General features: G+C 60.2%; 17 protein-coding genes and 1 other RNA gene. 4 read left to right on the top strand and 14 right to left on the bottom strand.

Translation table 11 applies throughout. The features are described from left to right. Positions 1-13: 13 nt before the first annotated feature. The 11 genes from ffs to NW855_RS05565 all read right to left on the bottom strand — a co-directional run bounded on the left by ffs (position 14) and on the right by NW855_RS05565 (position 7,633). Positions 14-111, bottom strand: an RNA gene (gene ffs, locus NW855_RS05615) — signal recognition particle sRNA small type. A gap of 129 nt (positions 112-240) precedes the next feature. Then, complete coding sequence (locus NW855_RS05610) at positions 241-957, bottom strand: BMC domain-containing protein (protein WP_099812055.1); 717 nt, start codon at positions 955-957, stop codon at positions 241-243. A gap of 31 nt (positions 958-988) precedes the next feature. Next, on the bottom strand, positions 989-1,684 hold the full coding sequence (locus NW855_RS05605; RefSeq protein WP_228375217.1) for a hypothetical protein: 696 nt from the start codon (positions 1,682-1,684) through the stop codon (positions 989-991). A gap of 74 nt (positions 1,685-1,758) precedes the next feature. Continuing rightward, positions 1,759-3,723: a ribulose bisphosphate carboxylase small subunit gene (locus NW855_RS05600; RefSeq protein ID WP_414508509.1), complete on the bottom strand. Its 1,965-nt coding sequence runs from the start codon at positions 3,721-3,723 to the stop codon at positions 1,759-1,761. A 48-nt stretch (positions 3,724-3,771) separates the two neighbouring features. After that, complete coding sequence (locus tag NW855_RS05595) at positions 3,772-4,071, bottom strand: EutN/CcmL family microcompartment protein (RefSeq protein WP_011430452.1); 300 nt, start codon at positions 4,069-4,071, stop codon at positions 3,772-3,774. Continuing rightward, complete coding sequence (locus NW855_RS05590) at positions 4,072-4,413, bottom strand: carbon dioxide-concentrating mechanism protein CcmK (protein WP_011430451.1); 342 nt, start codon at positions 4,411-4,413, stop codon at positions 4,072-4,074. A gap of 91 nt (positions 4,414-4,504) precedes the next feature. Further along, complete coding sequence (locus tag NW855_RS05585; protein WP_011430450.1) at positions 4,505-4,813, bottom strand: carbon dioxide-concentrating mechanism protein CcmK; 309 nt, start codon at positions 4,811-4,813, stop codon at positions 4,505-4,507. Positions 4,814-5,344: 531 nt separating this feature from the next. Next, entirely contained in the window at positions 5,345-6,070 is a 726-nt protein-coding gene (locus NW855_RS05580; RefSeq protein WP_011430448.1) for an energy-coupling factor ABC transporter ATP-binding protein, read from the bottom strand. Positions 6,071-6,091: 21 nt separating this feature from the next. Further along, the gene (locus NW855_RS05575) at positions 6,092-6,931 is read right to left on the bottom strand and encodes a cell division protein FtsQ/DivIB (RefSeq protein WP_011430447.1); all 840 of its coding nucleotides are present in this window, start codon (positions 6,929-6,931) and stop codon (positions 6,092-6,094) included. A 42-nt stretch (positions 6,932-6,973) separates the two neighbouring features. Next, the gene (gene ndhO, locus NW855_RS05570; protein WP_011430446.1) at positions 6,974-7,192 is read right to left on the bottom strand and encodes an NAD(P)H-quinone oxidoreductase subunit O; all 219 of its coding nucleotides are present in this window, start codon (positions 7,190-7,192) and stop codon (positions 6,974-6,976) included. Between the two features lie 54 nt (positions 7,193-7,246). After that, positions 7,247-7,633 carry a hypothetical protein gene (locus NW855_RS05565; RefSeq protein ID WP_011430445.1) on the bottom strand — a complete coding sequence of 129 codons (387 nt, stop codon included), beginning with the start codon at positions 7,631-7,633 and terminating at the stop codon, positions 7,247-7,249. A 402-nt stretch (positions 7,634-8,035) separates the two neighbouring features. Between NW855_RS05565 and NW855_RS05560 the strand changes: the two genes are divergently transcribed. The 3 genes from NW855_RS05560 (at position 8,036) to NW855_RS05550 (ending at position 9,817) form a co-directional block, all read left to right on the top strand. Continuing rightward, positions 8,036-8,203 carry a hypothetical protein gene (locus NW855_RS05560; RefSeq protein WP_414508508.1) on the top strand — a complete coding sequence of 56 codons (168 nt, stop codon included), beginning with the start codon at positions 8,036-8,038 and terminating at the stop codon, positions 8,201-8,203. 821 nt (positions 8,204-9,024) lie between these two features. Further along, the gene (gene petE / locus NW855_RS05555; RefSeq protein WP_011430443.1) at positions 9,025-9,435 is read left to right on the top strand and encodes a plastocyanin; all 411 of its coding nucleotides are present in this window, start codon (positions 9,025-9,027) and stop codon (positions 9,433-9,435) included. Positions 9,436-9,586: 151 nt separating this feature from the next. Then, the gene (locus NW855_RS05550) at positions 9,587-9,817 is read left to right on the top strand and encodes a hypothetical protein (protein WP_011430442.1); all 231 of its coding nucleotides are present in this window, start codon (positions 9,587-9,589) and stop codon (positions 9,815-9,817) included. Between the two features lie 39 nt (positions 9,818-9,856). Here the strand turns inward: NW855_RS05550 and NW855_RS05545 are convergent, their stop codons facing one another. Beyond that, positions 9,857-10,069: a DUF2997 domain-containing protein gene (locus NW855_RS05545; RefSeq protein ID WP_011430441.1), complete on the bottom strand. Its 213-nt coding sequence runs from the start codon at positions 10,067-10,069 to the stop codon at positions 9,857-9,859. Positions 10,070-10,157: 88 nt separating this feature from the next. Here NW855_RS05545 and NW855_RS05540 point away from each other — a divergent pair, with 88 nt between their 5' ends. Then, a complete protein-coding gene (locus tag NW855_RS05540) occupies positions 10,158-11,207 on the top strand; it encodes a potassium channel family protein (RefSeq protein ID WP_011430440.1) in 1,050 nt (349 codons plus the stop codon). A gap of 18 nt (positions 11,208-11,225) precedes the next feature. On the opposite strand, the gene NW855_RS05535 is transcribed toward NW855_RS05540, so the two are convergent. Both NW855_RS05535 and NW855_RS05530 read right to left on the bottom strand, forming a co-directional pair. Continuing rightward, positions 11,226-11,894 carry a PHP domain-containing protein gene (locus tag NW855_RS05535; protein ID WP_011430439.1) on the bottom strand — a complete coding sequence of 223 codons (669 nt, stop codon included), beginning with the start codon at positions 11,892-11,894 and terminating at the stop codon, positions 11,226-11,228. A gap of 142 nt (positions 11,895-12,036) precedes the next feature. Continuing rightward, the gene (locus tag NW855_RS05530) at positions 12,037-13,197 is read right to left on the bottom strand and encodes a pyridoxal-phosphate-dependent aminotransferase family protein (protein WP_011430438.1); all 1,161 of its coding nucleotides are present in this window, start codon (positions 13,195-13,197) and stop codon (positions 12,037-12,039) included. Between the last annotated feature and the right edge of the window lie 10 nt (positions 13,198-13,207).

The raw sequence follows: 13,207 nt of genomic DNA, 5'->3' as shown, positions 1-13,207 counted from the left end.
AAACTTGGAAGAGGGCGACCCGGGTTGACGCGCCTGCTCAGAGCATCCCGTAGTGCTGCTATCTTCCGATCCTGACACGGTTTGGGCGTCGGAGCTGCACGGACCCAGGTCTTCCAGTAGCCTAACATTTTTCCTCTCTGCCCCGCTCGGCTTTCTGGAGGTGATCTCAGATCTTCTCCCCCTGTAGACGGCGGGAGGGGGCAGAGTACAGCGCGAGCCTTCCCGTCTTGCAAGGTAAACCTAAGGGGTTTCCGGCGGCTCCAGATAAACTGGGATCCGCTCCACAACGGTATCGCTGCGCCGCACCTCTTGTCCCTGGGCTTGGGGAATAGCCACCGGCAAGGTAACCGGTTGGGCAACGAAACAACTGGCCACCGGCAGAGCCTGCTCCAGTTCGTCGAGAGGGCGCGGGATCACAGCCACCGCGTTCAGCTCGCCGATGCGCTCTGCCTCGTACATGCCGGCATCGATGGCGATGGCCACGTTGGCCACCGTGCCCCGAATGATGGCCGTACACAGGCCGTCGCCAATGGTCTCGTAGGCGGCCAGTTGCACATCCGCCGTTTTCAGCATTGTGTCGGCGGCCCCTACCATAGCCGGAAAGCCGCGGGTTTCCAGCAGGCCCACGGCCAAGTTGCTGAGGCGGCTGTAGCCGCGGTTTTGTGCCAGTTGAGACAGCTTGCTGCTGACGGGCAGCACCGCCTCCAAGTTAGGCAAAGGCCGTGGAATGACCAAACTGGAGATCTCCTCTTGCTCAAACTGGCGGGCCACCTCGATCCCCTCCTCGATGGCAATGCGCACATCGGCAATCCCTCCCCGTACGATTGCCGTGCAGTAGCCTCCTGAGATCTTCTCAAAGCCGATCAGCGTCACCCCCGCCGACTTGGTCATGGCGTCGGCAATGCGCACAATGACCGGAAAGCTGCGTGTCTGAATAAGGCCCAAAGAGGTGGACATAGCACCCTACTTCTTTATGCCAGTGTAGCCCTCAAGACTGGCCACCCCCAGAGGATAGGATCTGCCGGTAAGGATAGATCTTGCCCAGCAGCCGATCCAGCTCCGAATAGCCCGGGATCCCATTTAGCTTGCGGGTCTTAGGGGATCTCGAGTTCTCTTGGGTTTGCTCAGCCGCCTCCTGCCAACGACGGGTTTGCTTTTCCACCTGGGCCAGCGGCGAGTCGGGGGGAGAGGGAGGGGTCGGCTCAGGCAAGGTTTCCTCAGGGGGTTCTATCGGCTCTTGCGGGGCCGCCGCCGACACGGGCTCTGCTTCGCTAGCCATGCCCACCTCCGCCTCTTGCCTGCTGGGATAGGTGGGATCCCCGACCAGCGAGCGGGGAGGGATCACCGCCTGGCTGAGCACTGAACAGTTGAGCAGCGTGGTTTCCGAGCCGATACAGGCGTTTTTGCCGATGGTGCCCTGCCCGATCACCAGCACCCCCATTCCCAAGGTGGCCCCCGCCTCCACGACGAGGGATCCCCCGCAGGCGTGCAGGATGGATCCCATGCCAATACAGACGCCTCGCCCGATCTCGATGCGACAGCCGGGGTTGGCCCGCAACAGCACTCCCGCTGCAATGCCTGCCCCTGCCTCCACCTGCACCTCGCCACTGACATAGTAGCGAGTTTCGCCGTTCTGGCTGGGCCAGGAGCGCAGCGTTGTAGAGGTGGGCAGAGGCAAAGCCAAGGTGCTCCTCATCGCTAGGAGGTCGGATCAAAACCAACCTTGAACCGACAGTGATCAGAGAACAGGCGGATCCCTCAAGGGGTTTGGATGATCTGCTCCAGCACCCGTCGTTTGGCTTTGGGGTCGATGCCCAGCAGGCGCACATACTCGCCGCGATGCTCCTCCAGGCAGGCTTCCAGAGCCGCCACCACCTGGGGCAGCTGGGTGGCCTCGATAGGGCTGCAGCTCTGCCAAGAGGAGGTGCGAAAACGCCGCTTGTCCGCATGTTCGGTGCCGATGCGGTAGCCCTGGCTGAGCAATTGCTGCACCTGTGCCACCACCTCGCTGCTGAGTCGGGTGCTGGCAGGAACGGTGGAAACAGGAGTAGCCGCCGGGGATCCCTGGGCTGCAGGGGCAGGCGACTTGCCGCCGGGGGTTTGAATGACGCGCTCGTAAACCCGCTTTTTCCCCTTGGGATCGATCCCCAACAGGCGCACGTAGTGGCCTTGGTGCTCCGCCAAAGCAGCCGTCAGCTCGGCCAACACCTCCGACCCGCGGCTGGCGCGAATGGTCGGCCCGGTCTGCCAAGAGGAGGTTTTGAAGCGGCGCTCGTCAGCATATTCGTAGCCGATGCGATAGCCCTGGGCCAGCAGCCGATGTACCTCTTCCTGTAACTCCAGGTCGAGGCCAGCAGCGCTCCCTCCCAGCTTGCCCCCCTCTGCGGGCGAGGCTGTCCCGCCGCTGCTGCTCATCTGGGGCGTTTGAATCACCTTCTCCAGCACCCGCCGTTTGGCCTTGGGATCGATTCCCAGCAGGCGCACATACTCTCCCGTATGTTCGGCCAAGGCCGCCTGCACAGCCGCCAGGATCTCTTGGGCCGAGCCGCTCCAATTGCCCAAAGTCTGCCAGGAAGAGGTGCGGTAGCGGCGGACATCGGCCACCTCCAGGCCGACGCGATACCCCTGCGCCAATAGCGCCCGGATCTCCTCCTCCAAGCTGGCGTCAGGGCGCGGATTGGCTGCGCCGGAACCTGGGGCCGTAACCGAGACGTGGCTGGGGGATCCAGAAACGGTCGCCGGCCCCTCCGGGGTTTGGATGATCTGCTCCAACACCCGTCGTTTCGCCTTGGGGTCGATCCCCAACAGGCGCACGTATTCGCCGCGGTGCTCCGCCAAAATAGCCCCCAGCGATTGCATGACCTCGGCCTCGCGGGTGCTGGTGATCGGGCTTTCGCTCTGCCAGGAAGAGGTACGGAAGCGGCGGGCATCGGCATATTCCAGCCCTACCCGATAGCCTTGGGCCAACAGGGCGCGAACTTGCTCCACCACCTCCGGCTTGAGAAGGGATCCGCCGCCGTTCCGGCCGTCGGCGCGAGAGGAGGAATGAGTCATGGATGCCGTCTCCGTAGCCGTTGGGTTAGAGGTGCGCGACCGCAGAAGTTCGTTGCGAATGGGAGCAATACAGACCAGGTTTTCGCTGCAGTGATAGCCTTCCAGCAGAGCCTGGTTGATGCCGATCACATGTTGGGCAAACTTGGCATCGCTATCCTGCACATCGGGCAGCCGATCCGCCTCAGCTTGCGTGGTGATGATGGAGCCGGAGGGCACATACTTGCCCGGCGGGATCTCCACATCCTGGATCAAGCAGTGCAACATGACGATGCAGCCATCCCCCACCCGCGCGTTGAACACCGTGGAGCGGAAGCCGATAAAGCAGTTGTTGCCCACATAGGCTGGCCCGTGGATCAAGGCCATGTGGGCAATGGAGGTGTTCTTGCCAATCCACACGGAGTAGGGTTGGCCATCTTCCCCAATGACCCGCCCTTGCTCCAGGCCGTGGATTACCACCCCATCCTGGACGTTGGAGCCGTCGCCAATGTAGAAGGGAGAGCCCTCATCCGCACGGATGGAAGTTCCTGGGGCAATCAGCACCTGGGCGCCCACGCGCACATCCCCGATGAGATTGGAAAAGGAATGCACGTAGGCAGAGGGATGGATGGTCGGCTCCGCCAGGCGGCGAGACCAGGGCGTTGGCGGCGCAGCATAGGTGTGAGCAGGCATAACCGTGAGCCTCTAGAACACGTCAGAGAGAGGAAGGAGGGATCCCAGCTAGCGTTGGTCGCGCTTGTTGTAGAGGGAGCGACCGCCGATGCTGACGGTATCGATGATCGCCATCACCACTGCATCCAGCGGACGGGTTTCGTTTCCCTGCGGCTGGCGAGCTGCGCTGCCCTGGCTGACCAGCACCCACTCCTCGGCGCCGGCCCCCACCGGATCGGCAGCTACAGCGTAGTCGGGCTGCGGTCGGCCCTCGAGATCGACATACTGCACCACCAGAAACTTCACGCCTGTCAGGCTGGGATCCTTCTGGGTGCTGGTAACAGTGCCCCGCACAATCGCGATACGCATCTAGGGACGGGTGAAGGGACGGATGGCGTTGACCCCTTCGCGGAACTGAGCCACATCCTCGGTGTAGCGAATGGGCAACACGTACTCTAGGTTTTCGTGGGGACGGGCGATGATGTGCCAGGAGAGCAACTGGCCGCCATTGACCCGCTTCACCGACTCGATCCCGGCGGCCACCGAGGCCTGCACCTCGGAGACATCGCCCCGTACGATCACGGTGACGCGCCCGCTGCTGATTTTTTCATAACCCACCAGGGTGACGCGCGCGGCCTTTACCATGGCGTCGGCAGCTTCCACCACTGCCGGGAAGCCCAGGGTTTCGATCATTCCGACTGCAATAGCCATAGGGACTCCTTACGCTGAAATTGTGGAGGGGGTTGGAACCTGTCCAGATTTTCTGGATCGGGTCAATTCCAGGCTAAGTGCAACTACTCAGTTAGGTACGAAACTGCTCCACTGCCTCCGTGTAGCGGATGGGCAGCACAAACTCCAGGTTTTCGTGGGGACGGGCGATGATGTGGTGGGAGAGGATCTCGCCCCCACTCACCCGTTTGGCAGACTCCAAGCCAGCGGCCACCGAGGCCTGCACCTCGGAGACATCGCCCCGTACGATCACGGTGACGCGCCCGCTGCCAATTTTTTCGTAACCCACTAGGGTGACGCGCGCGGCCTTTACCATGGCGTCGGCAGCTTCCACTACTGCCGGGAACCCGCGGGTTTCGATCATTCCGACTGCAATAGGCATATCAACTCTCCACTTTTGAACACTCAGTTCCTGAACGTTGCCGAACCCAGCAATAAGGCCAATCGATCTCCAAATTGATCTCGCCTATTGGGTTCGATCCTGCAATTTCCCTCGAACTCATCCAAGAGATCCTCTGCCCAACCCTCAGTGGACAGCTCTTCTCGGCAACACCGACTCCAGCCACCACAGACCTCCCCCTGGAGAGAAGGCCGTGCCCAACCCCCGACCTCAGACTCAATCAGACGGAGGCCAGAAAAGGTTGTGGGAGCCATCCGGGTTAACCACAACTGTCGCTCAGGCGGGCAAAGCTGCCAACTCCAGGCCAAGTCCCCATCTTTCTTGCACAAAATCGATCATACAAAATCGACGAGGACGCCCCAGAGAAGGGATCCCCCGACTCAACAAAATGATATCCCCATTCAATCCTGGACGAAAATCAATATTTTTAATTAGCACGATAGCTTTTTATTAAGAGAGACAAAATTGTTATCAACTCAAAAATAATTCTTGACATCTTTTCAGCTTTTGCCGTTATCGGCGCAGCGAGGGGGGCACTTCCAAGTCATGGGCTTCCATGAGGTCGGGTTGGCTCATCAGATGGGCCGGGGATCCCTGGGCGCAAATCCGGCCTTGATCTAAGAGGATCACCCGATCGCACACTTCCAGGATGAGTTCCAGATCGTGGGAAGCGAGCAGAAAGGTGTGCGTTGCTTGCAACAAAAAGGCGATTAGCCGGCGACGGGCGCGCAGATCCAGGTTGGCAGTCGGCTCATCGTAGAGTACCAACTGCGGCTGCATTGCCAGGATCCCGGCGATCGCGACCATGCGTTTTTCACCGCCGGAGAGATGATGGGGGGGACAGTTGGCCAAATTCAGGGTGCCGGTCATCGCCAGGGTTGCTTGGACCACAGCCGCGACCTCTGTCTCAGAACGTCCCAGGTTGCGCGGCCCAAAGGCTACATCCTCGGCCACCGAGGCGGCAAACAGTTGATCGTCGGGATCCTGAAACACCAGCCCCACCTCAGGGCGAAACTGGCCAGGCTGGAGCGGCTGCCCAAACAAAGTGATCTGGCCGGAACAGGGGGGCAACAGGCCAGCGAGGGCCAGGAACAGGGTGGTTTTGCCGGCGCCATTGGGGCCAATGATTCCTAGGCGCTGCCCGGCCTCAACCCGTAGATCCAGCCCTTGCAGCACCGGCGGACAACCGGGATAGGCGACCCACAACTGTTTGACCTCCACCGCCGGCGCTGTGTTCATGGCAGCAAGCTCATCCCAGGGCTAGCGCTGCTCCCAATGCTTCCAGCGCTTCTGGGTGGCGGCAGGGGTGAGCTGCAGGGTGGGTACGCTGGGGCTGGTCAGGTCGATCTGGAGAATTTCGTCGGGTGTACACTCGCAGTGGCGGCGCAGATCCCGCATTTGGTTGAGGGTTTGAATTTGCAGAGGCAGGCGGTCAGAAATCGGCCCCAGATAGACGTTGCCCAGCTCAGTGTGGAGCGTGATTCCCTCTCCCGACTGCCAATCTACGGTCTCGATCTGGATCTCAGCCTGTTGCAGGGCTTCGAGCAACAAGGCCCATTGCTCGGGCGCGTGGTTCTCCCAGCCCAGCAACTCCAGCTCAGGCCAGGAAAGGGAGGATCCGCTGTGGCGTCGAAAGGGATCGGGGGGCAGCCAATGGCCTTGCCGATCCACCCAGCCTGTCTGGTCGCCCCGACGGGCGCGCGCGACCAGTTGCCGTTCCCGCACCTGGACGATCACCCCCACCGGCAGCAGCCGCCGCTGTACCTGGACGCTTTCGATGGGAGAAGGGCGGGCCGGGGATGCCAGCAAGGCTCTTTCCAACACAGCCGGCTGCACCTGCCAGAGGTTCATTGGATAGGTCAGAGGCAGTTGCTCCCGGATCCAGTCGGGGTCGACCCAGTAGCTGCCCTTTACCTGAATTTGCTCCGGCCGGCGAATTTGCCAGTAGGGCTGCTGCAGGCCCAACACCAGCAGCGTCAGAACGCCCATCGAGCTGGCCAAGCGCCAGGATCCCTGCCAAAAGCGCTTGCGCCGTTGCTGACGCAAAAGTCGCCTGCGTTGCAGAAGTTGGTCGCGCGTGGGAGAAGCCAGAGGTACCATTAGCCCTCCCTCAAGCCAAAGGGGAGCATTCCATGCTCCTATTCAACTCGCGATCTCCTCGACCTGATCCGCCCGCAGCCAAATTGGAGGGGTGGGAACAGCCCCAAACTTAATCTGGAGGTAGTCGTCCTTGATATCCACCACTTCTCCAGGAGTTTCGAAGACGTAGTTGGGAATCAAAGGGTCGCTGGCCTGGGCTTCCAGGCTGCCTTGCAGTTTCTCGCGGATGGCCCGCACCAAAGTGCCTCGCTTAATCGCCATTGCCCCTCCTTCGATAGCCGTTGTATCCTGTGCCGCCAATAAGCCGGGTCCAGCCTACTTGCGCTTCAGGCTGCGGGCCATGTTGCGAAACATGTCCATGTCAGATCCCCCCTGGCGGCGTGAGCCTGCTCCACTGCTGCTGTTTGAGGTGGAAGAGCTTTGCTCAGGGGCTTTGGCCTGTTCTACGGCCAACTTAACTTTGCTTAGGGAAGAAACCTGCTCCACCACCTCCACCTTCTCCGTAGAGCCGAAATCCTGGAAGGTGTGCTTCACGATCCTAGGAGTGCGCATGTATTCGATGTTGCCAAGGGTTTTGGCCTCATCTGGGTCGAGAAAGAAGGTGTTGTCTTTCTTTTTGGCCGGCTGAGCAGCCGTCCCTGATGAAGGTTTGGAATCTGCCTGACCACGAGAGCCGAAAAAGCGCCTGAAGATGCCCACCATTGGTGTCTTGCCTGCAATGCGAAGAAAGTTGAGCCGGATCCCTAGACGTCGGGTCAGCCAGCCGCAGCTAGAAAGGTGACGGCTGAGCCCGGCTATGAAATCATGTTAAGCCAACTCAGGATAACATGCTCCCTGGCTGCAGGACGGCTTTCTCGGCCACATGTTCAACTCTCGGAGGCTCTGCCAGGGGAGGACCTTCGACCCTAGGCAAGTAGTCTGGCCAAGGGCAGCGAGCACATCCTCAGTCACGGCTCTTTAGTAAGTTTGGGGATCCCAATGACTGGCCAATGTACAGTTTTTTTGCTGGAAAATCCGTGTTGGCTCCCTTTTTGAGCTATGGCTTGACTCTTCACAATCAGTATGGGCAAGCAGTGTTAGGCCCGATCCCAGGAGGGGCAAACTATGACCATTCGATCCATCGTTGAAGAAGTCTTGCAAACTCGCCACTTTACCTCAGAACACGAGAGCCTAATCTACCGCCTGTTGTGCAATCGGTGTTTTGACGAGGCCGATTTGAAGGCATTGGCTTACCTGAGCGACGCTATGGTTCAGGGAATTGTTCAGCACTAGCCTCGGGATCCCTAAATAATTACAGGCGGCACTCCGGATGCCCGTCTTACGGAGAGGGCCCAAAAACTTTTGGGATCCCTTCCTCTGCGAAACCCTTTAGGCTCAAGAAGCTTCTGAGATCATCTCCAGAAGTGCGAGCGAAATTACCTGGCAGGCGTTGGGGAGCAAGCGTTACCCCTCTGCCTGCGAGGTGTAATGTATGGCAACCCTGAGCGGACTGCCTAAATTCAAGGCTGTGCCGATGCAGCGAGCCAAGATTTGAATGTTTTGCTTTTGCTCCGCCGATTCTAAAATCCTGGTAGAGGCCTTGCTCGGGCTGGCGATGGACGAATACCGGCTGTTCATCTTAAGCAAGCTCTCAATTTTGTTCAGCGGGTTGATATCTTATACGCGACTTGGAAAGTAATTGGAGAACAGCAAAAGAAATACCGCATCGTTCTTTGCTTAAAGACTAGAGCGGCTTGTCCCTCTCCCGCATCGGCGACCCTACGGATTTTGGCCGGCAAGGCACTCCCAGTTTTTCAGAGATGGCCGGTTTTTTCTCCGAGATCCCACGGGCGAAGGATCGCCGCCTTGCGGTGAGAGGCAACGAGAAAGGTAGAGGCTCGAGGCAATCTCGTCGCCCGATCCCTCCCTGTGGCCTTGCCGTCTGGAACAGCCCCTCGCTCTAGCAAGGGAATGGGTGTTCCTGTTCCGCCTTAAGATCCTAAGATAGGAGTTGAACGTCCCTGCTGGACTGGGTGCCTTTCCTTTACAACTTGGAAAGGGGGGGCCCAGCCGCAGAGGCGGGGGCGACGGCCGTTACGTTTTGAGAGGAATCCATGTTGTTCATTTTTAACCTAGCGAAGCGTCTGCAGCGCATCCTCCTCGCTCTCGTAGTCGGGGTGGCTGCGGTAGCTTTCCTGTCCAACCCTGCTGCTGCTGAAACCTACACGGTCAAGATGGGCTCTGACAAGGCCCAGCTCATTTATGATCCCCCCACCCTCACCATCAATCAGGGAGATACTGTTCGGTGGGTCAACAACAAGGTCTATCCTCACAACGTTGTCTTTGACAAGGTACCTGGTGGCGATGCGGCCCTGGCAGCCAAGCTGTCCCACAAGGCCCTGCTCACTGCTCCCAACCAAGTGGTGGAATCGGCCTTTGTCGATGTCCCTCTGGGTGAGTACACCTACTACTGCACTCCCCACCGGGGGGCTGGCATGGTCGGCAAGATCATCGTCAAGGGCTAGGCTGGCGCTCCAATTCCACTTCTCTGGTTGCTTTTTAAGAGGGAGATTCCGGCTCTGGCTTGCTGGCATGGGATCCCTGCCCGTAGCATAGAAAGTAGCCCTCTCGAGAGTGGGAGGGCTTTTTCGCGAATAGACGTTAGACAGGTTCCCCATGACCACCAGTGTTAAAGGCTACCTGCTCCTGGCCGTTTCCTGCATCAGTGCCATTGCCGCTGTGGGTTCGATTTTCGAGTTGGCTTCCGGTGAGCCGGATTTTGGCGTCGGCCCCACCAGCATTATCTTGATCGTCGCTGCTCCCTTGGCGGTTTGGCTGTTTCAATCGGCAGTTGGGGCGGCACGAGCCAGCGGCGCTGCCGGCAAGGGGGGCAAGAAGCGAAAGTAGGCAGGTAGATACGGGAAAACTGGGGGGAAGGGGATGGAGTCAGCGGGTTTGCTGTAAAGAAACTTGTGATTCTATCTCGGCTTCTGCTGGCTGATGAAACTCCGGCAACAGCTTTCGTTCTTGCACCGTTCCAAGGGCTGCTTCTAGCTCTGCCGTGGCTAGAGTACAACTGGAGCCAGATCCGTTCAATACGGTCTCGGTCACCTGTCCTTTTTTGTCGATCCGATATTCCACCTTGATGTACTCGGGCATCTGCACTCCACTCGCTGCTGCTCAACAACTGACTTTCTCCTACCCATTGTAGTTCTCGCTTTTTCCCCGCTCGATCTGGCTGGGCCGTATGGCTTCTGCTCGTCCCCCGTTTCCTCCTGCCAAAAGGGATCCCGGTATCCAGCGGGATCTGAGTTTGGGAGTAGGGGCGCTGCTGGGCGTTGTCCTGATCGGCACCCTTTGGTACCACGGGGTGGAGCAATGGCCTTGGGTGGAAGCTTTTTACATGAGCGTTATCACCCTAACTACTGTGGGCTTCATGGAGGTGCAGCCGCTGGGGGATCGGGGGCGCTTGTTCACGGTGGCCTTGATCCTGATGGGGGTCTTGAGCATCGGGTTCATGGTGAACCGCTTTACAGAGGCCCTCATCCAGGGGCATTTTCAGGAAGGGATCCGGCAGCGGAAGTGGAAGAAACAGATGGAAGCGCTGAACAACCACTACATCGTCTGCGGTTTTGGGCGCATTGGGCGACAGGTGGCCCAGGAGTTTCAGGCAGAGGGGGTGCCCTTTTTGGTGATCGATCAATCGGCCGAGGCAATTCAGGTGGCCCAAGAGCTGGGATATGTCGCTCTCCAGGGAGACAGCACTCTCGATGCCACCTTGCTGGCGGCGCGGGTGCAGCAGGCCGAGGGGTTGATTGCCGCCCTCTCCAGCGATGCCGAAAACCTCTATGTGGTGCTGTCGGCCCGCACCCTCAACCCTCGTATCCGCACCATTGCCCGCGCCAACACGGAAGAGGCTTTGCAAAAGCTGCAGCGAGCGGGCGTTGCCCACGCCATCTCTCCCTTCATCACCGGTGGAAAACGGATGGCAGCGGCTGCCCTGCGCCCCCGCGTGGTGGACTTTGTGGATGGGATCCTGTCGGGTCGAGATCGCACTTTTTACTTGGAAGAGTACGAGCTGGCGGCGCAAGAATGCCCCTATGTTGGCCAGACCCTGGGGAAAGCCAATCTAAGGGCGCGATCCGGCGCGTTGGTGGTGGCAATTCGGCGAGCCGATGGCCAGCTGATTGGCGGCCCCAGCGGTGACACCCTGTTGCAACCGGGGGATCTGCTGCTGTGTATGGGCACGGCCGAGCAGTTGCGCCGCCTGGGCCAGTTGCTCTATCCCCGCCCCTAGATGGGCTGGACAAGTCGGCTAGATACGCCTGAGGATGCTGGGGCCGTGGGAGTCGGTGCCGCAGGTTTTCAAAAGTCCGTAGGTCTCTGCCAGCTTTTCCCCAATCGCCGCCTCCTCTGGGCTGGGAGCCCAAATGTCGGGGTTTTTGTAGGCGTAGTAGACCTCAAGGCCATCCAGGCCCAACTCCACGGCTGCCGGCACCAGCTCTTCCGCAGGCAGCCAGTAGCGAAAGGGATGGGCCAACACCGCCAGGCCGCCTGCTGCTTGAATGGCCCCAATGGCCTCAGCGGCGGGCAGGCCGGGAACTTGCTCCCCCTGGATGTAGGGATCCAAAACAGGATCCGCCGGATCGAAGCCGTAGCCAAGAATATGCACCTCGCAGCCCAGCAGGTTGGCTGTAATCTCGATCCCCGTCCATAGCAGGGGGTCCTCGGGGCGATCCAGATAGGCTTGCGCTTGCTCGTAGCCCTTCAGGGTGTGGTGATCGGTGATGGCCAGGCCCTTGAGGCCGTGCCGGCGCGCCTGCTCCGCCAAGTCTGCCGGATCCATGCGCCCATCGGAGCAGCAGGTGTGCAGGTGAAAGTTGTACTGCAGCGGGCAGGAGAGAGGGCCGATCCCCTGCAGCACCCGCCGCAGCTCCGCCGCCGAGGCAGTTTGACAGGGATCCCGTTGCAAACTAACCAGCATGTCAACCCTTGGGTTGGGAACAGATAGCTCTCCAGAGCAGTCGACTCTGGAATTTTATCTTTTGTTAAGAACGCTCACCCATTCTAGCCAGGGCAAGGGAGGGGCGCCAGGTGTCAAGAACTACAGAATGGGCAAGGGATCCCTAGGGGCTTGCCAAGATCTCCTCGGCCGCCTTGATGGCCGCTCCAGGAGGGAAGTCGCCATAACCCAGCGTGTGCAGGGTCGACTCCAGGGCAGCCAGCGTGGTGAGAATGTCGCGGTCGCTCACAAAGCCCAGATGGCCGATGCGGAAGATCTTGCCCTTGAGGTGGTCTTGACCGGCAGCAAGGGCGATGTCGAAGCGTTTCTTCAGGGTGCTGCGGAGGGTATCGGCGTTGATCCCTTCAGGCGCCAGCACAGCAGTTACCGAGGGGCTGGCTGCCGACTCCGGGTTGACCAAAAGCTTCAGCCCCAGGGCCTTGACGCCGGCGCGGGTGGCCTGGGCCAAACGGGCGTGGCGGCGGCAGATGGCTTCCAACCCTTCGGCCCGCATCAGGCGCAGGGTTACCTGCAGGGCATAAAACAGGTTCACCGCGGGCGTAAAGGGAGTGGTGCCCTGGCGCAGGGCTTTTTGGGCCAGTTTAAAGCTCCAGTAGTACTTGGGAAAGCGAGAGCGCTCGGCAGCAGCCATGGCCCGCGGGCTCACCGCCACAAACCCCAGCCCGGGCGGGATCATGTAGCCTTTCTGGGATCCGGAGGCCACCACGTCTAGGCCCCACTCGTCCATAGGCACCGGCATGGCCCCCAAACTGGTGACCGCATCCACAATCACCAGGGCTTCTCCGTGCTCGCGGGCAGCAGCCGCGATGGCCTGCACATCGTTGGCTACGCCGCTGGAGGTTTCCGAGTGGGTGAGGATGACCGCCTTGATGGTCTTCTCCCGGTCGGCGGCCAGCTTTTCTTGGAAGACTTCGACAGGATAGGGCACGCCCCAGGGGGTCTCTATCCGCTCGCACTGCAGGCCAAACTGCTCCGACATCTCGGCCCAGCGCTCGCCAAACTTGCCGTTGACCCCCACCAAGACCCGCTCCCCGGGGCTGAGGGTGTTGAGGATCCCGGCTTCCATGGCCCCGGTGCCGCTGCAGGCAAAGACAAACACATCGGAGGTGGTCTGGTGCAGCCAGCGCAACCCCTCCGTCACCTCTTCCAGAATGGCGCTGAACTCTTGGCTGCGGTGCTCGATGGGCCCCCGCGCCATGGCCAGCAGCGCACTCTCGGGAACGGGAGTGGGGCCGGGGATCATCAACATCAACTTGTCTTTCATGCGGGTCCCG

The sequence above is a fragment of the Synechococcus sp. RC10B2 genome, from assembly GCF_047502635.1.
This window is presented reverse-complemented; position numbering and strand designations above follow the sequence as displayed.